Here is an 18713-nt window from a genome sequence, read left to right as displayed (position 1 = left end):
TACAAAAGTTTTAAAATGCCCAGTTCCCATTTCGGAAAATGGGTTCGGAACTTCCGTCAGGTAGAAGCCCGTCTATATCCATTTCACTTGAGCCAATCATAAAATCTACGTGTGTCAAACTTTCATTCAAACCGATTTTCGCAAGTTCTTCTTTAGACATTGTTTTTCCTTCGTCTAAACAAAACGGAAATCCTTCGCCAATCGCGAAGTGATTGGAAGCATTTTCGTCAAAAAGTGTGTTATAAAAAACAGTGTTTGACTTTGAAATCGGCGAATGATGCGGAACGAGAGCTATTTCCCCAAGATACCGACTGCCTTCATCTGTTTCAATTAATTGTTTTAGTGTGTCATACCCTTTTTCACAGGTAAAATCTACGATTTTGCCGTCTTTAAATGTTAAGGTAAAGTTCTCGATAAGTTTTCCTGTGTAACTTAACGGTTTTGTACTAGAAACAAAGCCGTTTACGCCGTATTTATTAGGAGAAGTGAACACTTCTTCTGTAGGCATATTCGCAATGAATAGTGTCCCTTTTTCATTATGATTTCCTGCACTAACCCATATATGTTTTTCTGGCAGTTCTACGGTTAAATCGGTGCCTGGCGCGCGGTAATGAAGAGATTTGTATTTACGTTCATTTAAATATTTTGCTTTCCTATCAAGAGCCGCTATATGTTCTTTCCATGCACCAATTGTATCCTCTTCTTCTATTCTCGTTGCAGAAAAAATAGCATCCCAAAGCGCATTGAATCGTTCTGTTTTATCAATATTCGGGAACACTTTATCTGCCCAAGCCTGACAAGGATAGGCGACAATCGTCCAGGCAAATTTATCATTCATCATATAAGTGCGAAACTTGGTAAGTGCAGTTCCTGCTGCTTTATTAAAATTCGAAATACGCTCTGGTTCAATTCCATCTAATAGATCTGGGTTTTTTGAATCGATGAAAATAAACGCAGCATTCTTTTCGGCTAGCTCTTCCCGCTGCATGACACGGTATGTTGGAAAATCGGTAAACACATCATCGGATGCCGATTCATATTTCATACGGGTTAAAGCGTCATCATTCCATTCATAATTGACTTCGCTTGCTCCGATTTCATAGGCTCTTTTTGTTATTAACTTAACAAACTCGTAACTTTCAATAGAAGCTGAAATAAATAAAATTTGACCCTTTTGAAGGTTTACTCCGATTTCAACTGCAAGAGCAGCATATTTCTCTAATTTTTCTTGAAAAGTTCTCATGTCATTTCCCCTTTGGCATTATATAGATAATTTTACTATTTCCTAACGTTATATAACATGCATTCAACTAGAAAATTATTCTACGTTTATCATTTTGTTAAGCAGCTGATTTTTTTATGTGGCGCATTTAAAAAAAGCTGACTCTTTTTACGAGCCAGCCCTTTCTCATCCTTATCCTTTTACAGATCCTGCGGCTATCCCTTCAACAATTCGATCGCTCAGAATGAAGTAAGCAATTAATACAGGAATAATACTAATCATTAAGGTTGCACCAATCGCACCCCAATCTGTTAAGTACTGTCCAACAAAGTTGTTGACACCCACGGTAATGGTTTTCCATTTGTCGGAACTTAGGAAAGTATTGACAAAGACGAATTCATTCCAGTTATAAATCATGTTAATAATAACGGTTGTTGAAAGTACAGGAATAGTCATTGGTAATGTGATTTGAAAAAATATCCTGTGGATGGAACAGCCATCCATAACGGCTGCTTCTTCAATCTCCCTCGGCAGTGTCCTGTAAAACCCTGCTAGAATCATAATGGTGATTGGAAGATTAAACGCTACATAAGATAAAATAATTGAAACTGGATTATCTATCAGATGGGCAGATTTAAAGATGTTAAATAATGGAATTAAAGTTGAATGAAGGGGAATCATATACCCCGCCATAAACAAACCAAGAACCAGCCCGCTCAATTTCCAATGCATTCTGGTGATGGCAAATGTTACAAAGCTTGCAAGGATCACAGTAAGTACAACAGCTATAACGGTGTAAAGCACACTATTAATAAAGTAAACATCAATATGGCCTGCTGACCATGCCTTTGCATAGTTGCCCCACTGTGGATTTTGTGGCAGCGAGAACGGCGACATGCCAAAAATCTCTTGATTGGATTTTAGGGAAAACAGGAGTAACCAAACTAACGGATAGATTTGAATAATCGCAATGATTCCCAGAATAACGTAAAGTATTCCGTATCCGATTCTATTTCCGAACGATTTACTAGTTTTATAAGGAGCCGACAGGGTCGTATTGATTTTTGTTTCCATTGCTGCTTTACTCATCTTTTTCACTCCCCTTTGTTAAAATTCAACATCTTTAGAAGATAGTAATTTTTGAATCAGCCAAGTCATCACAAGACAGATGATCAATAATCCGAATCCAATCGCACTTCCATATCCGAAGTTATACTTACTAAAAGCCTCGGAATACATATAAGAAGCCATAACCTCACTTGCATGGTTAGGTCCGCCTCCAGTTAAGACGAAAATCAAGTCAAAATACTTTAATGAGCCGACAATTGCTAGAATAACCATGACTTTGATGACACCGGCAATGAGAGGAAGCTTTATTTTATAGGCAATTTGAATGGAAGTAGCTCCATCAATTTTCGCCGCTTCAATCAGTTCTTCCGGTACATTCTTTAAGGCAGCGTAGAAAATAATGATATAGAAACCCGCGTATTGCCAAACGATTGGAAAAAAGAGGGCATATAGCGCAATCTTAGAATCGGCTAACCAGACAGGAGGATTATCAACCCCAAATATGATTAACAATCTATTGATCATGCCGTTTGTAGGGTCAAAAATCTTCGCCCAAAGCTGTCCAATAGCAACCGACGATAATAGCATCGGAATTAAATAAATTTTTCGTAAAAAATTGGCACCTTTGATTTTGCTGGCTAAGATCAACGACAAGATTAAATACCCTATCAAGCTTACAGTAGAAAAAATACCTAGTAACATGGAATGCCATGTACTTTGCCAAAATAATTTGTCTTTGACTAACGCGATGTAGTTGTCTAAACCGATAAACTTCATCTTGCCGATGCCGTTCCAGTCCATTAATCCATAATAACCAGTTAAGACGATTGGGATATAAATTAAGAGAAGGATAAGTATTAACGCAGGAAGTACGTAAAGTGTGATTACTAGTTTGTTAGACATTACATTTTTCATTTTTTTATACTCCCTTCTTAAATAAGTAGAGGGCATATCCTATATGCCCTCTACGATTTAAAGCGACTTCATCACGATTAATTACTTTTGTTCTTTTGCAAGTGCATCAGCATGCTGCTTGACAAAATCCTTCGGCGTAACTTGTTTTCCAAATAGAGCTGTAACTAAATCGTGGTGTAATTCTGATACAGCTGGGCTTGATTGAGTATCAAAATAAGTTGTAACGTTTGATGCTTCACTCAAATCTTTCAAGATATCAATGTACATTGGAGCAAGTTTCAGGTTTGCTGTGTCTACTTTAGTAGCAGGGATAACACCAGCATCTTTTACTGATTTTTCTCCCCATTTCTTCACGAAGAAACCAACGAAATCTTTTGCTTCTTTTTGAACCTTAGAATCTTTGGCTACGAATAAACCTACACCAGGACCGCCAACATAACTGTTGATATCGGTACCTTTACCGCCTTCATAAGTTGGGAACTTGAAATAACCGATCTTATCTTTAAATTCTTGTTTCACATCAGGGCTAGTTGTATAGTTTGGCAGTTCCCATGTTGCAGTTAGGAACATCGCTGCCTTTTCATTCATAAAGTAACCTTTTGCATCATCGTTTGATAAAGCACTTGCTCCTTTTACGAAACCGCCCATATCTACAAGGTTTTGTACTTCTTGTGCTGCTTTAAGAATGGCTGGGTCATCCATTTTCGCTTTTCCATGGATAACATCTGTTAAAATCGTAGGGCCGCCGATACGGTCTGCAAGATACATAAACCAGAATGATGCAGGCCAGCCATCTTTCGCTCCAACAGTAGCAGGAACAACTCCGTTATCTGCTAATGTCTTAACTACTTTCTTATACTCTTCAAAAGTTTTTGGCACTTCAAGGTTATACTTCTTGAAGATTTCCTTGTTGTAGAAAACGTATGAAATGTTTAACTCTAGAGGGAGACCATATGTTTTTCCATTAACAGCATATGATTCTTTCACACCAGGAATAAATGCATCCTTAAGGTCTGGATTTTTATCTACTACATCGTCTAATGGTGCTAACATGCCGCCATCTACGTAAGGTTTAATGAATCCATCTGACCAAGTCATACCAACATCAGGGAGTTCATTAGAAGATGCTAAAACTTTAAGCTTTTCTCTGTACTGATCAGTATTTAGAATTTCTGTTTCAATCTTTATATCTTTATGGTCTTTTTCATATTCTCCAATGATGTCTTTTACGATGGAGAACTGGGCATTGGAACTGCCTTCAGGCCATAAATGCATGAATTTGATAACTTTTTTTCCTTCTGCACTGCTTTCCTCAGATGAACTTGAGGAAGAACAACCTGCAAGTGCTAGAGAGACAAGCATGATTACGGACATTATGATTGCAACCGTTTTCTTTTTAAACAATGTAATTCCCCCTATGACCTTATCTTTGATTTACCTTACATTAATAGAATACATTCAGATTGTTCAGAAAAATAGGTCACGGCGATTAGGAAAAATACTACTATTTTTAGAGAGCCCTTTCATTATTGTTTTTCCGGTATGCACTTGGTGTCATACCTTCAAATTCTTTGAATATCTTAATAAAATATTTAGCCGTTTTATACCCCGATTCTTCTGCGGTTTCATTAATCGAGAGATTAGAAGATATCAATAATTCCTTCGCCCGTTGAATTCTCCGTCTCGTTACATATTCACTGAAGGTCAGCCCGACATGTTCTTTAAATAGGACACTTAAATAACTTGGGTTTAAATGAACATGATCGGCCACTTCTTTCTGGGTCAACTCATTCTTAATATTGTTGTTGATATAATCGATCGCTTCCTTTATCGGTACACGATTTGAAGGGTTTTGGGCATTGGCATCAACAAGCTTCATATCTACAACTTTTTCAATCATTCCCGCCCGCTCTTGTTTTTCAACAGCTTGAACAGCATCTTCGACGGCCTCTATTAAAGCTTTTTTGCTGATCGGTTTTAGTAAATAGTTAATCACGCCTAAACGAAGGGCTTCCTGGGCATATTCAAACTCAGAATAGGCCGAAATCACAATGATGACTGGAAGGATATTCTGCTCCTTTGCTATTTTTAGTAATTGCAGACCTGTTATTTCTGGCATGCGGATATCGGTTATTAGGATATGGACTTTTTGCTGCTGCATAAGTTCAATGGCTTCTTCTCCATTAGATGCGGTAAAGATTTGATAGTTTCCATTTGCCCACGTATCCAATGTTTTTTTCAGCCCTTGGCGGGTTCTTGGTTCGTCGTCCACAACTAAAATGGTCTTTGTATTCAGCATTGTTCTTCCTCTCCCTTTAGAGGTATTACAAAAGAAACTGTGGTCCCCATGTTAACTTCACTCGTGATGGTAAGCCCACTTTTTAAATGGTCTTGATAGTATAATTCCAGGCGTTTATGAACATTGGAAATCGCCATCCCATTACCTTTTTTTATCGACATGACCTCTCCAGATTGCATGGCCTGTTTAATAGATTCCAACCTTTCTTCATTGATCCCCGGCCCATCATCTTTTACTAGAATTTGCAAGTAATCCGGATCATGCGCAGGCTGGATAGAAACACATATTGTACATGGCTTAGATGTATTCCCGGCCCCATGGAGGACAGCATTTTCTACTAACGGCTGAATCAACAATTTGGGGATTTTAACGTGCGAGAACGCTGAAGGCATGGTTAGATTCCATTTTAACTGGTCACCAAACCGCATTTGGATAATTTCCATATAATTCTCAATATGGTGAATTTCATCTTTAATCGTTACCCAGTCTCCTTCCGTTTGTTTTGTTATGGTATAACGGAATAATTCAGACATGGCAACGACAAACTCAGCCAGTTCCTCCTCATCTTTATCCTCCAGGGTCCACTTAAGAGCGTCCAATGTATTGAAAAGAAAATGAGGATTAATTTGAGCCTGTAAGGCTTTTAATTCACTTCGACTTCGGGTAATTTCCTTTTGATATACCATTTTAATCAAATGATTCGTTTCTTTCACGAGCTGATTATAGGTACTATTTAATTCTTTGATTTCATTTACCGTAGTCACATTAGGGTTCATCGTTAAAGAGCCTTCACTGGCCTGTTGCATCGTTTCCGTCAATTTGATAATAGGTCTGGTAATAAAGGTGGATAGAAATAGAGAGCTGAAAAAAAAGATAATAAACCCAATAATACCTGAAATAATGATTCCAGCCTTTAAAACACTAATTCCCTCTGTAAGAGCTTTTATTGGAGTTAATATGATTAGGGTCCAGCCCGTTTCATTTGAGGTCTGTTTGGTAACCATATAATCCTGTTTGTCCAATGAAAGAGTAGGTGAATTATTTTTGATGATAGGCTCGAGAGGTTTCTCGTAGTTTGAAAGTATTGGCTTTGACTCTCTATCTAAAAGAATGGAATACTGGTTCGGAATAGAGGTTTTATCTTGGTTTGCAAACTGTAGATAACTTCTATAGATACTAATGAGAAGATAACCGCCATTAGCAAAGTCATGGTCCATTAAATTCACACGTCTTAGCGCTAATATATTATCTGAGTTGCTCGGATCATCTCCAATCCAAACCAGTCGTCCTTTCGCTTCATTAGCCTCTCGAATCCACTTGCCATCAATTCGCGTGATTAAATTCGTATTATCTATAGGAAGTAATCGAGTGAAATGATTCGTATAAAGCTCAAAAGCAAATATCCCGTCCGTATTCGCCTGAATCGTGTTCACCATACCTTTTAATTGCTGTCGCTCAGAAAAGGTAATCGCCTGTCGTTCATATCCTTTTGACAGGATGCTTTGGGTATTATCATTGGTCATAACTAGTTTAGATGCGGTACTAATTTGCTTATATAAAGACTCTAATCTTCCATTTGCTTCAACGGCAGTCTGATTTATTTGTTTTTCTGCGTTATTTTTCAGCAATGCGGACATCCGATTAAATGTTAGGAGGCCAACAATTAATAAGACAATCAGCATTACTACTAAGAATACGACAAGTATTTGATTCCGTAAGGTGTTCCATTTATGCAGACGTGAAAACATGTATGAATCACCCTTTTTATCATAGAATAGTTTTTTATTTACTATAACGTATTTTTATGTAACATTAAATATTATTTCAATATACGAAATGTTAGAAAATCTAACCGATGTTCAATCATGATTCAATGGGCTATAATGATATCTAGCGACATTGTAAGCGCAATAAATGAAGGGGACGTTTTTATGAATAAACTATCAATGAGAGGTCTATTTACCCTTACAGAGTGGATCACAAAGTTTGCCTATGTCAATTTTTTGTGGATTGGTTTTTCTTTTCTTGGGTTAGTGTTCTTCGGATTATCACCTGCAACTGTTGCTATGTTTACAGTTCTTCGTAAATGGATGATGGGAGAAAGTGATGTACCAGTTTTTCAAACCTTTTGGGCTGCCTATAAAAAAGAATTTCTTAGAAGTAATGGATTGGGCATTGCTTTAGCGTTATTCGCGGGTCTTATTTTTATTAATTTGTACTACATGAAAGTTGATACTAGTCATTTACTTCAATCAACTCACATACCCTTATACTTAATTATTTTTGCAATCATTATGAGCGTTTTATACATTTTTCCAGTTTATGTTCATTATCATGTTACGTTTTTTCAACTATTTAAAAATGCTTTCTTCATTATGCTGATAAATCCGTTTAATAACATTGTCATGCTGCTTGGAATTATAGCTGTATTCTTTGTGATAAAAGTATTACCAGCACTTTTATTTTTCTTTGGAGGAAGCTTAACTGCAGGGATAATCATGGCTTGCTGCTACCTATCATTTCAAAAAATAGAAAAGAAACAAAAGGGAGTACAACCTATTTAGTTGTACTTCCCTTTTTTTACACTAAATCTGTTCGTTTTAATAAATCACTTACTGTTACAAATTGATAGTCTTGAAATGATAATTCATTAACGAGATTACGGACCGCTTCTATTGTTTGTGTACGGTCTCCATAGCCATCATGAAAAATTAAAATACTGCCGTTTTTTACACAGTTTCTAGATTTTCCCAGGATATGATCTACCCCAGGCTGTTCCCAGTCTTGAGCCTCTAAATTAAGAGCCCCGATCATTAAATATCCTTTTTGCTGAAGTAATGAAATCGTGTCCCTAGTATAATCCAGGTAAGGAGGACGGAATACAACAGGCTTTTGTCCAGTAAGATCTTCTATTAATTTCTCAGTTCGTTCGATTTCCTCTAAACAGCCTGCTGGGCTTAGCTGAGATAACTTTGGGTGTGTGTAAGTATGATTTCCAATTTCATGTCCTGCGGCCGCTACTTGTTTTACAACCTCAGGATTGTTCATCATTTGCTCACCGATCATAAAGAATGTTGCTTTTCCTTTTACCTCTGAAAAAATCTCTAATACTTGTGGTGTATAAATGGGATTAGGCCCATCATCAAACGTAATCGCAACAACCCTCTGCGATGCAGGAACTTCATTAATCATTTGGAATGCTTCCCTCCAATTAATAAGGACCCCTAATAAAATTCTTTACATTTTCCTCATAGAATCGTTGTCCGGCTTGCTTTTCTTCCTTTGAGAATGGTTTTGTCTCAAGGGCTGAAAGATTATCCTCGACCTGTTTAACATTTTTAAAACCAGGAATAATACAAGTAATTTCTTTTTGGTCCAAAACCCAGCGCAATGCAGCACTAGCCATTGATTTCCGTCCCTCGGCGATCCATTTTAACTGGTCTGCCAATTCTACACCCTTTTTTATATTTCATTTTGCAAACTCCTTTTTTATTCCTTTTCAATTCCAAACTTATAAACTGTTGCAGTTGAATACTGTTGATCTTTGTGTAAAATAATGGAAGGAAATTGAGGGTGATGAATAGCATCTGGCAGCCCTTGAGTCTCCAAGCAAACACCAAGGTATTTCGCAGATGCCGTTCCCCGGAATTCTCCTTCAGTTTTTAAGGAATTACCGGAATAAACCACAACCCCAGTCTCATCTGTTTCAATCGTCAGAACACGTCCGCTCTCAGGATCCTTTAAAACAATTTCGTTATTATGATTTGTGTTTAATAGGAATGGATGATCGAAGCCATTTCCTACTAAAACGTTTTGTGGATGATCAGACAAGCTCCCGGACTCTATTTCCCTTTCACTTGTAAAATCAAATGGCGTATTTTTCACATCAATAAAATTCCCGGTAGGAATAAACTCATGATCAAGCTCTAAAAATTGATCACTCTTTATTTTTAAGGTGTGCTGTAAAATATCCTTCTTTAGGTTGCCGCTCAAGTTAAAATAAGAGTGGTTCGTAACGGTTAGCAACGTCTTCTTATCGGTTTCGGCCTCATAATGAATTATTAGCTGATTAGAATTATCTAACGTATACGTTACCCTTATATGTAAATTCCCAGGATACCCTTCTTCACCATCAGAACTAAAATAGGAAAAACACACCCCGTCTTCGACGATTTCAGCATCCCAGACCACTTTGTTAAAACCTTTTATCCCGCCATGCAAATGATTGTTACCATCATTTTTTGGAACAATATACGTTGTCCCTTCAAGTTCGAATGAACCGCCTTTAATACGTCCGCCCACCCGGCCGACTACTGCACCAAGAAAATAGGGATCGTTGACATAGTCAATTAAAGTGTCATGTCCGATTACAATATTTTCATAATTTCCGTTTTTATCCGGAACCATAATTTTAGTTATGATACAACCATAATTAATGGCGGTAACCTCCAAACCATGATCATTTACCAGCGTAAACGAAAAGACTGTTTGGTTATCGATTTGTCCAAACCTTTCTTTAACAACTTTCATTTTTATCTTCCTTCCGTTTAATTATTTCCATTACATTAAGAGCGAAGCCAATTAAAGCCGATTTCTTTCAAGAAAGCCCTGGCCAAAATCATATGACCGGCTGTGGAAGGGTGGACACGGTCCCAAGCTAATGCTGCAGGATAGAGGTCATTTAATACCAAATTAAAAGCTGCTTGTGTATCCACTAGTAAACAATCATTTTCTTTTGCTAATTTTTTGACAACCTGTCCGTATTGATCCATCGTCTGGCGCATTTTATCTTGTATATTGCTTTCCAAGTAAAATGGGGTCATAAGTACAAGACCCTTTACTAATGGCTTCGTCTCTGTAACCAGCTTCCGAAGTGTTTCTTCATATTCGTCCAGATAAACATGCTTATCTTTGATAAATGGAGTATCATACTGCCGCCAAACGTCGTTTATGCCAATCATGACAGATAACCAATCGGGTTCTAGTTTGATTACATCCTCCTGCCATCTCCTGTTTAAATCGCGGACAGTATTACCACTTATTCCCTTATTAATAACTCGGATGCCGAGTTCCGGGTAAACTGCTTGCAAAAGTCCATCGACGAAGGAGACATAGCCCTTGCCGAGGGCACCAAACAATCCTTCTCCTTCAGGTTTGGACCGATCACAATCTGTAATGGAATCACCGATAAATAATAGTTTTTGAGCTGATTCAAGCTTCATTTATGTTTCCTCCATTATTAATATTTCTTAAATGACCTGGTCCTTAGCGCTCAAAGCGGAACCAGCCAAAATCAAAATTGGATCCAGGCAGGAATATGAAGGTCACCTTTTGTATCCCTGTAATTTTATCCATCTTAAATTCGCGCTCTTCATATTTATCAGATTGCGTGAATTCGACTAATTGATTACTTTCTCCTTCATGATTAGCAAACCGGATATGAATAGTATTCTTATCAATCGGCGACCTGCCAAAAACGACGAGTTTTGCAGCTCCTTCAGTTGTGAAGTCCATCTTTTCAAACTCTAGTGATACATTGTTTCCAATACCTTCAACACTATTTTCAGTTATCTCAAACATATCCCCGTAGATGTGATCACATTCTGGAGCATTATTTTGTTCAAAGGCACGATTCTGTTTCACAAATGAAAATCCCTTTATGTGCACCTTTTTGTTGAGAACAAAACAAATGGAAGTAATGCCGCGAATTCTTTTTGACAAATGGTAGGTTTCTTCTTGATACACATTCCACTTTGATGGTTTTTGATAGATGACATCTGCCACTGTGCTACTTCCCTCTTGATCGGGCATACCTTCCCAGATCTGGATAGGGTACTCTTCACTGGATAGGGCAAAAATTGGAATCGTGATCGTGTCAGAGCCAAACGGACCAAAATCAATTTCACGAAAACCTACTTGGGTTTCGCCATCTCTGGCTGTAGCAACTCCTCTTTCGTTGCCGTTTCCAACTTCCCCCTTACTATAATCATAGAGGCCTGCAGAGATAAATCCATAAGGATCCTTATAGGCAGTGCCTAGACCCTCTGCCTTAAATTCTAGCTGGGATATGAGTTTCGTCTTGTCCGTGCCATTCTTGCTCGTACAACGGACCCGGAAATCCCCATCGCCTAAAGCGATGATCTTTGCTTCATGACCAAGCGCTTCTACTTTGGCAATATTAGACTCAATCCCTGTATCATTCACGACACTCCACTCTACTTCTCGATAAGAGGTATCTTCTGGGTAAAGTCTTGCGTGTACTACCATCTCTTTTCTTGTTTCATCAAACACTTGTCCTGATTCACTGATGATTTCAATCTTACGAACAGGTATCTCTTCATTGGTTCCCATCACAACTGGTATGTCATGAGTCTTCATATGGGCCGAAATCCCAGCTAAGTCTCCATTCTTATAAGGAAGGGACTCAAACTCTGCAATCTCGCTTTCTAAACCTTTGGAGGTTACTTCAACCTGAATCTTTCCTGGTTCTAAGGTAGCTCCTATAATGGCCATTAGCTTTCCACTAAATAATCTTCTACTTTCCCCTTTATACTGGTCATAATCCGTACTATCCCCATTATCAAGGCCAAGCAAGCGGCCTGCTCCCTTCACCTGGACTTGAACTCGGTTATTGGCATTCTCTACCGGGTTTCCATCCTTATCTTCCATGGAAATTTCCATAAAAATCAAGTCTGTCCCATTCGCAGTAAGTCTGTCTCTATCAGGGTGCAAGCGAATCTTCCTCGCATCGCTAAAGGATTTTTTTACATCTGTAGCAATGATTTTTCCTGCTTCATCGAAAGCGATGGCTTTAAGTTCCCCTGCTTCATAAGGGATTTTCCACCAGCCTACAAGCTCTGTTCCATGTTCGTGATCAATATCATGGGTTCCGATCGTGACACCATTAAATTGCAGTTCAATTTTAGGGGCATTCGTGCAGACACGAACATCAATCATCTGTCCCTTACTAAAATCCCAATATGGGAAAATATGGACCATTGGTTTTGTTTTATAATCTGTCCATGCGGCTTGATAGATGTAATACGAGTCCTTCCTAAAGGTAGCTGTATCAATCTGCCCTAAATATGAGTTCTTTGTATGATAAGGTGTAGGCTCGCCGATATAGTCAAATCCCGTCCAGATAAATTGACCGAGAGAAAACGGTGTATCCCTTTCTGCTAGAATACAGGATTCTGCAGACTTTGCTCCCCAGCTGGTTGAACTATTTCCAAGGGCTGAACATTGTTCGTCATCATCTGCAAGAATCGATTTTTCAAATGGGAAATGATAGATTCCCCTGCTTTGTACGACAGAGGCTGTCTCGCTCCCATAGATAATCCAATCTGGATGTTCCTCATGATGTTTTTGATAATATTTTTCTGAATAATTGTATCCTGCAACCTTGACAATATCCGCACATTTTTGAGCATTTTCCCATGGCATATAATTCGAGCCAATCGTGACTCTCGCATTTTTTTTCGGATCATATTTTCGAACACAATCCATTAGCATTTTTGTTAATTCTTGCCCTCTTTCATCTGCATGGGTATCATAAATTTCATTCCCAATGCTCCACATCAGCAAGCTCGGATGATTGCGGTCCCGCATGATCCAGCTTTTCACATCGATAGGGGCCCATTCTTTAAAAAATCGTGCGTAATCATACTTAGTTTTTGGTCTTTCCCACATATCAAAAGCTTCTGAAACGACTAGCATCCCCATTTCATCAGCTAATTCCATCAGTTCTTTTGCAGGCATATTGTGAGCTGTCCGGATCGCGTTGACACCCATTTCCTTCAATATTACAAACCTTCTTTTTAGTGCATCCTTATTGAACGCAGCTCCTAAGGCACCCAGGTCATGGTGTTCACAAACCCCATTTAATTTCATCTTATTACCGTTTAGAAAAAGACCATTTTGGGGGTCAAGGATAATGGTTCGAAAGCCGATATTCTGAGAAATGGATTCAATTTCCTTGTCTGCCTCTCCCAAATGTAATTGGGTGATAAGCTGATAAAGATTTGGTTCATCTGTGCTCCAAACATCCGGATTTTCTATAAACAGACTTTGTTTATCCAATAGACTAAGCGTGCAGACTGAATCAATCCTCTCAGAAGCAGTGGCAATAATTTGATCCTTATAAATAATCTTATGTGTGAGTTTTACGACTTCTTGGATGTTCAATTCTGTGTCGATTTCTACCTGCCAGCCATCTTCTTTCTGTTGCGTTGTGATATAAATTCCATCAGTTACAATATGATTCCTATCTCTTGCCTTCAGCCATACATTACGATAGATGCCGGCCCCCGAGTACCATCTGCTATTAGGGCTTTGATGCACCACTTTCACAAGAATCACATTTTCCCCTTCCACTAAAACATCTGTTATCTCGTGTTCAAAAGGGGAATAACCATTTTTCCATTCTCCTATCCACTGCTCATTGACATAAAGGGAGGAATCCATATAAACTCCATCAAAACACAAGAGAGTCTGGCTTTCTTCTTTCTCCCATGTAAATCTCTTTCGGTACCATCCAACACTGTTTTCATAAAGATTTAATGTATTATAGATAAGCCAATCATGGGGAAGATCCACTGCTTCGAATGTCAAAGTCGTACTATCCGTAACATCCAGACTGCTTTTGGCGAATTCCCATCCATCATTAAAAAGTATTTTCTTATTCATGTTTAGTGTACTCCCTTTCTTGGTTTGTATAGGGTAATCTTAGCCCTCCTCAATTATTGAGTTTTCTCTAAGCGGATGACATTCCAAGATAATTTAGGCAAGTTTGCAGTGATCAATCCATTGTCAAGACTTGCGTTTCCGTTCGCGTGTGGTGCAACAGGTGTTTCATGAGCAGAATTGGTTTGCTGCAGGTCATTATTTTCTAAGATGATATGCTCTAATACTGAATATCCCTCAAAGTTCCGAATATCACACTCAAACAACAAGCTGTCTGCTACATCACGATTGACAGCAAAGATGGTTAATTGTTCATTTTCGTCATTATAAACAGCCGTGGCTTCTAATAAAGGAACATCTGTAAAATCTTTACTGTCATATTTCGGACAGGAAATTATCGGATTTAAGGCAATTCCCCTGCCGAAAACAGAGGTATGCATGAAAGGATAGAAAATCGTCTGCCTCCATGCCTTTCCATTTACTTCTGTCATAATAGGAGCGATTACATTTACTAATTGAGCCATACAAGCAATTTTCACACGATCCGCATGCTTTAATAATGTAATAAGCATGCATCCAACCATTAATGCATCCTCAAAATTATAGATGTCTTCCAGTTGTGGAGGAGCTATTGTCCAAGGTTCTATTAACTTATCTTGCTCATTGGAATGGTACCAAACATTCCATTCATCAAAGGCAAGATGAATGGATTTTTTACTGCGTTTTTTCGCCTTCATATAATCAGCAATGGAAATGACTGATCGGATAAAGTCATCCATTTCAAGCGACAGTGCAAGATAATTGGCAATGTCATTATCTTTATTACCGTAATATTGGTGTAAAGAGATATAATCGACATGATCATATGTATGATCAAGAACAGTTGCTTCCCACTCTGCAAAAGTAGGCATTCCTCGACCAGAACTCCCGCAGGCAACCAGCTCAATCGTTGGATCCACCCATCTCATTACCTTAGCTGCCTCGCAAGCAATCCTGCCATACTCATCTGCCGTCTTTTGGCCAATTTGCCATGGTCCATCCATTTCGTTCCCTAGGCACCATGTTTTAATTTTATGAGGTTCTTTATAGCCATGAGAAATTCTTAGATTACTATAGAAAGATCCACCCGGATGATTGCAATATTCTACTAGATTTCTTGCAGCATCAATACCGCGGGTTCCTAAGTTAACAGCCATATTTACTTCTGCATTCACTAGCTTTGCCCATTTGGCAAATTCATTTGTACCTATTTCGTTTGTTTCTGTTGTTTTCCAAGCTAAATCCAACCGCCGTGGTCTATTCTCAACAGGGCCAACTCCATCTTCCCACCTATAGCCAGAGACAAAATTTCCACCAGGGTAACGGATTAGCGGAACCTGAAGCTCCTTAACCATTTCCATTACATCCACTCGAAAACCATTTTCATCTGCTTGCGGATGTCCTGGTTCGAAAATTCCTCCGTAAACAGCACGGCCAAGGTGTTCTATGAAGGAACCAAATATACGCTTATCAATCTCAGCAATTTTAAAATCTTTTTCTAGAATCATTTTTGCTTTGATTTTATTCATCCTCACTACTCCATCTTCACTATTTACTGCACCCTAGTGGGCAGTTGTTAACCGGGAAACAATGTAAATCAAAATTTTCAAAGAGAGCTGACTATTATAGCCAGCTCTCAAATATTTGATCACTTCAATTCATTCTATTATTAACTTAAATGTATATTTGCCATCTTTACATATTTGCTCAATCCAATATTAGATTCTAGTTATCTATTAAATTGGAATTCATACTTGCGTATTATCTTTGAACATTTTCCTTATCGGGATAAATCATGATTTTGATGCTGGTGTCTTTTTGTTTTCTCGCCATTTCAACCGCTTCCTTAATATCGCTTAAGGCATACTTGTGAGTGATGACTTTTTCAATATCAACTCCAGAGCTGGTAAGTGCTTGGATAGCCTTAGTGTACGTATTGGCATAACGGAAGATTCCGTATATGTCAATTTCCCCATCAATGATCTGGTTGACATCAAGCGGAATTTCATTGGCAGCTGGCATGCCGACAAAGACTATTCTCCCGCCGCGATTCACCACTTTGACAGCATCTGCAATGGCCCTTTGATTTCCTGAAGACTCAATAACAACTGTCACACCTTTTCCACCGGTTAACTCAGCAATGCGATCTTTTGCATTATCATTTAGCGGATCAATCACGTCCGTTACACCCATTTCAAGGCCTAACTGTCTGCGGTAAGGGACAACATCACTGGCATAGATTTCGGAAACACCAAACATTTTAGCAGCTTGTACTGCTAAGAGCCCAATTGGCCCAAGCCCGCTTACAAAAAGGCGGTCAGCCGGTGTCACTTTACCGCGATTCATGGCGTGAAAGCCAACTGATAGCGGTTCAAGTAAAGCCCCTTCTTCAAAGCTCATACTTTCCGGCAGCTTGAAAAGAAAATCACTGCGGATCGTAACATATTCAGCCCATGCACCATCAACAGGTGGAGTGGCCATAAACACAACATCAGGGCAAAGGTTGTAGCGTCCAGACTTGCAATATTCGCATCTTCCACATGTAACACCAGGTTCTACAGCTACTCGGTCACCAACCGAGACATTCGTAACAGCCGATCCAACCTTTACAACTTCTCCTGCCAATTCGTGTCCTAAAATAAGCGGTTCTTTCACTATGTAACGGCCAATCTTTCCATGCTCATAATAATGGACATCTGAACCACACACACCTATACAATATACCTTTAGGAGTGCTTCGTCTTCTTTTGGTTCTGGAACGCTAACCTTCTTTATTTCAATATCAAGCGGCTTGTTCATCACTGCAGCATCCATAAGACCGGTTGTCATCTTTTCAGCCTTCTTTCCTATTTATTTACGTTCACGATACGTAAAATAATCAAAATCAGCGAACTTTCCTTGTCCGCTTAAATCCTGCACACAAATTCCAATAAATGCACCAGTAAATCCTTGGTCCAGTAAAATGCTGCCTATCTTTAGTTCAACATTATCATCTGAAATTTTGCTGGCATCCAAAACAGGACCGATGGCAGTCCACTCGATACCATCTTTAGAGAAATAATATTGGAGTTCTTCATAATGAATATCGGATTTTAGATATACTTTTTCACAGCCTTCGATAGAAACAGGAGCTTCTAAAGGTTCGTCATATACTCCATGGTCACTCGACACTAGCCCTAAGCTTTTCCCTTTTTCCTCATCATGACTCACAAAAAGATAGTACCAATTTTTTGAATTGTAATAGTATGCTAGACCGGCCATGTGCTGATAGGTTTCCGGATTAAACTCAACAACCGTTTCGGCTTGAACCGAAAAGGCCTGTTGTCTGCGTGCTAACAAGCTTTGTCGATGCATCGAACTAAATGATTCTCTGCCTCTTAATCTTAGGAAACCTGGTCTTTCTTTTGTTGTAATCCATTCTTCGCTTAAGGGCTCACGGAGCGAATTAAAATGAATGCTAAAATCTTCCCCATCGAAATGTTCCGTTTCTGGTTCAACCTCAAATGGATATTCTGGCAGTTCAGGTGCCTCTACCATTAAGTGCGGACTCGTTCCGCCATCTGCCAGCCTTAACCATCCATCTTCAGTCCACGTTGCTTTTTGAATAGCCGTTTCCCTTCCCAAATTACAATTCATAGAAGGCTTTAGCGGACGACCCGTTAAATGTACCATATAGAGTTCGTTGTCCTGGGTATGCACAATACTAGCATGTCCTGCCTTTTGCAGTTCCAACTCAGGCTTCCCAGATGATGTTAGGATAGGCCCAATTGGGTCTACTTCATAGGGTCCATAAATAGAAGTTGCACGTGCTACCGTAACCGCGTGCTCATATCGGGTGCCGCCCTCAGCTGTCATCAAGTAATAGTAGCCATTGTTCTTATAAATATGAGGTGCTTCCGTCAGTCCCAATTTAGTACCTCTAAATATATTGTGAATCGGACCTACTAATTTCTTTTCCTCTTGAGAATACTCCTGAAGTAAGATACCACCAAAGGAGTTTTTATTTTTCCGGTGATCCCACACCATATTGACAAGCCATTTTCTCCCGTCATCGTCATGGAATAGCGAAGGATCAAAGCCACTGCTATTTAAATAAATAGGATCTGACCACGGACCCGTGATATCCTGGGATGTTACTAGATAATTGTGCGTATCCTTAAATGGACCAATATGACTTTTTACATCTGTAAAAATCAAGTAAAACGTACCTTCATGATAGCTTAGGCAAGGAGCCCAGATTCCACCTGAATCTGGATTGCCTATCATATCAAGCTGACTTTTTCGTGCTAAAGGATGGGTGATTAATTTCCAATTCTTTAAATCTCTTGAATGATGGATTTGAACCCCAGGGAACCATTCAAAAGTGGATGTAGCGATATAATAATCATCTTCCACTCTGATAATAGAAGGATCAGGGTTAAACCCTGGCAAGATTGGATTAGTAATCATCGACATTCTAACCTCTCCTTAAAGTAGTTTGATGCTTAA

Annotated in this window: 14 protein-coding genes and 1 pseudogene; 1 reads left to right on the top strand and 14 read right to left on the bottom strand. The window is 38.9% G+C overall.

Going from position 1 to position 18713, the window contains the following annotated elements; genetic code table 11:
* Positions 1-10: 10 nt before the first annotated feature.
* The 6 genes from AC59HZ_RS13285 to AC59HZ_RS13260 all read right to left on the bottom strand — a co-directional run bounded on the left by AC59HZ_RS13285 (position 11) and on the right by AC59HZ_RS13260 (position 7252).
* Complete coding sequence (locus tag AC59HZ_RS13285; protein WP_496546293.1) at positions 11-1243, bottom strand: aminopeptidase; 1233 nt, start codon at positions 1241-1243, stop codon at positions 11-13.
* A 171-nt stretch (positions 1244-1414) separates the two neighbouring features.
* Positions 1415-2311 carry a carbohydrate ABC transporter permease gene (locus tag AC59HZ_RS13280; protein WP_496546292.1) on the bottom strand — a complete coding sequence of 299 codons (897 nt, stop codon included), beginning with the start codon at positions 2309-2311 and terminating at the stop codon, positions 1415-1417.
* An 18-nt stretch (positions 2312-2329) separates the two neighbouring features.
* The gene (locus AC59HZ_RS13275; RefSeq protein WP_496546291.1) at positions 2330-3205 is read right to left on the bottom strand and encodes a carbohydrate ABC transporter permease; all 876 of its coding nucleotides are present in this window, start codon (positions 3203-3205) and stop codon (positions 2330-2332) included.
* A gap of 81 nt (positions 3206-3286) precedes the next feature.
* Positions 3287-4579 carry an extracellular solute-binding protein gene (locus AC59HZ_RS13270; RefSeq protein WP_496546590.1) on the bottom strand — a complete coding sequence of 431 codons (1293 nt, stop codon included), beginning with the start codon at positions 4577-4579 and terminating at the stop codon, positions 3287-3289.
* A gap of 136 nt (positions 4580-4715) precedes the next feature.
* Positions 4716-5501 carry a response regulator transcription factor gene (locus AC59HZ_RS13265; protein ID WP_496546589.1) on the bottom strand — a complete coding sequence of 262 codons (786 nt, stop codon included), beginning with the start codon at positions 5499-5501 and terminating at the stop codon, positions 4716-4718.
* On the bottom strand, positions 5498-7252 hold the full coding sequence (locus AC59HZ_RS13260; protein WP_496546290.1) for a sensor histidine kinase: 1755 nt from the start codon (positions 7250-7252) through the stop codon (positions 5498-5500). Before AC59HZ_RS13260 ends, AC59HZ_RS13265 begins: the two co-directional genes overlap by 4 nt.
* 183 nt (positions 7253-7435) lie before the next feature.
* Between AC59HZ_RS13260 and AC59HZ_RS13255 the strand changes: the two genes are divergently transcribed.
* Complete coding sequence (locus AC59HZ_RS13255) at positions 7436-8068, top strand: YesL family protein (protein ID WP_496546289.1); 633 nt, start codon at positions 7436-7438, stop codon at positions 8066-8068.
* Positions 8069-8084: 16 nt separating this feature from the next.
* Here AC59HZ_RS13255 and AC59HZ_RS13250 read toward each other — a convergent pair whose 3' ends face one another.
* From AC59HZ_RS13250 to AC59HZ_RS13215, 8 genes and pseudogenes are all read right to left on the bottom strand, one after another.
* Positions 8085-8696 (bottom strand): polysaccharide deacetylase family protein, encoded by a 612-nt coding sequence (locus tag AC59HZ_RS13250; RefSeq protein WP_496546288.1) that lies wholly within the window; start codon positions 8694-8696, stop codon positions 8085-8087.
* Between the two features lie 19 nt (positions 8697-8715).
* Positions 8716-8967, bottom strand: a pseudogene (locus AC59HZ_RS13245) (aldo/keto reductase); the annotation flags it as partial.
* Between the two features lie 26 nt (positions 8968-8993).
* A complete protein-coding gene (locus tag AC59HZ_RS13240) occupies positions 8994-10034 on the bottom strand; it encodes an aldose epimerase family protein (protein WP_496546287.1) in 1041 nt (346 codons plus the stop codon).
* A 35-nt stretch (positions 10035-10069) separates the two neighbouring features.
* On the bottom strand, positions 10070-10726 hold the full coding sequence (locus AC59HZ_RS13235) for an SGNH/GDSL hydrolase family protein (protein ID WP_496546286.1): 657 nt from the start codon (positions 10724-10726) through the stop codon (positions 10070-10072).
* A 43-nt stretch (positions 10727-10769) separates the two neighbouring features.
* Entirely contained in the window at positions 10770-14189 is a 3420-nt protein-coding gene (locus AC59HZ_RS13230) for a glycoside hydrolase family 2 TIM barrel-domain containing protein (protein WP_496546285.1), read from the bottom strand.
* Between the two features lie 53 nt (positions 14190-14242).
* Positions 14243-15754: an arabinosylfuranosidase ArfA gene (gene arfA, locus AC59HZ_RS13225; RefSeq protein ID WP_496546284.1), complete on the bottom strand. Its 1512-nt coding sequence runs from the start codon at positions 15752-15754 to the stop codon at positions 14243-14245.
* A gap of 232 nt (positions 15755-15986) precedes the next feature.
* Positions 15987-17054, bottom strand: a complete 1068-nt coding sequence (locus AC59HZ_RS13220; RefSeq protein WP_496546283.1) for an NAD(P)-dependent alcohol dehydrogenase — start codon at positions 17052-17054, stop codon at positions 15987-15989.
* A gap of 21 nt (positions 17055-17075) precedes the next feature.
* Positions 17076-18680 (bottom strand): glycoside hydrolase family 43 protein, encoded by a 1605-nt coding sequence (locus tag AC59HZ_RS13215; RefSeq protein ID WP_496546282.1) that lies wholly within the window; start codon positions 18678-18680, stop codon positions 17076-17078.
* Positions 18681-18713: the final 33 nt, after the last annotated feature.

The organism is Neobacillus sp. DZ-9, assembly GCF_059587065.1.
Note: the sequence above shows the minus strand (reverse complement) of the source record. Positions and strands in the feature narration are given on the sequence as shown.

Coding starts and splice junctions, on each gene's coding strand:
- AC59HZ_RS13285 (WP_496546293.1), bottom strand. CDS start 1,243: ATGAGAACTTTTCAAGAAAAATTAGAGAAATATGCTGCTCTTGCAGTT.
- AC59HZ_RS13280 (WP_496546292.1), bottom strand. CDS start 2,311: ATGAGTAAAGCAGCAATGGAAACAAAAATCAATACGACCCTGTCGGCT.
- AC59HZ_RS13275 (WP_496546291.1), bottom strand. CDS start 3,205: ATGAAAAATGTAATGTCTAACAAACTAGTAATCACACTTTACGTACTT.
- AC59HZ_RS13270 (WP_496546590.1), bottom strand. CDS start 4,579: ATGTCCGTAATCATGCTTGTCTCTCTAGCACTTGCAGGTTGTTCTTCC.
- AC59HZ_RS13260 (WP_496546290.1), bottom strand. CDS start 7,252: ATGTTTTCACGTCTGCATAAATGGAACACCTTACGGAATCAAATACTT.
- AC59HZ_RS13255 (WP_496546289.1), top strand. CDS start 7,436: ATGAATAAACTATCAATGAGAGGTCTATTTACCCTTACAGAGTGGATC.
- AC59HZ_RS13250 (WP_496546288.1), bottom strand. CDS start 8,696: ATGATTAATGAAGTTCCTGCATCGCAGAGGGTTGTTGCGATTACGTTT.
- AC59HZ_RS13240 (WP_496546287.1), bottom strand. CDS start 10,034: ATGAAAGTTGTTAAAGAAAGGTTTGGACAAATCGATAACCAAACAGTC.
- AC59HZ_RS13235 (WP_496546286.1), bottom strand. CDS start 10,726: ATGAAGCTTGAATCAGCTCAAAAACTATTATTTATCGGTGATTCCATT.
- AC59HZ_RS13230 (WP_496546285.1), bottom strand. CDS start 14,189: ATGAATAAGAAAATACTTTTTAATGATGGATGGGAATTCGCCAAAAGC.
- arfA (WP_496546284.1), bottom strand. CDS start 15,754: ATGAATAAAATCAAAGCAAAAATGATTCTAGAAAAAGATTTTAAAATT.
- AC59HZ_RS13220 (WP_496546283.1), bottom strand. CDS start 17,054: ATGACAACCGGTCTTATGGATGCTGCAGTGATGAACAAGCCGCTTGAT.
- AC59HZ_RS13215 (WP_496546282.1), bottom strand. CDS start 18,680: ATGTCGATGATTACTAATCCAATCTTGCCAGGGTTTAACCCTGATCCT.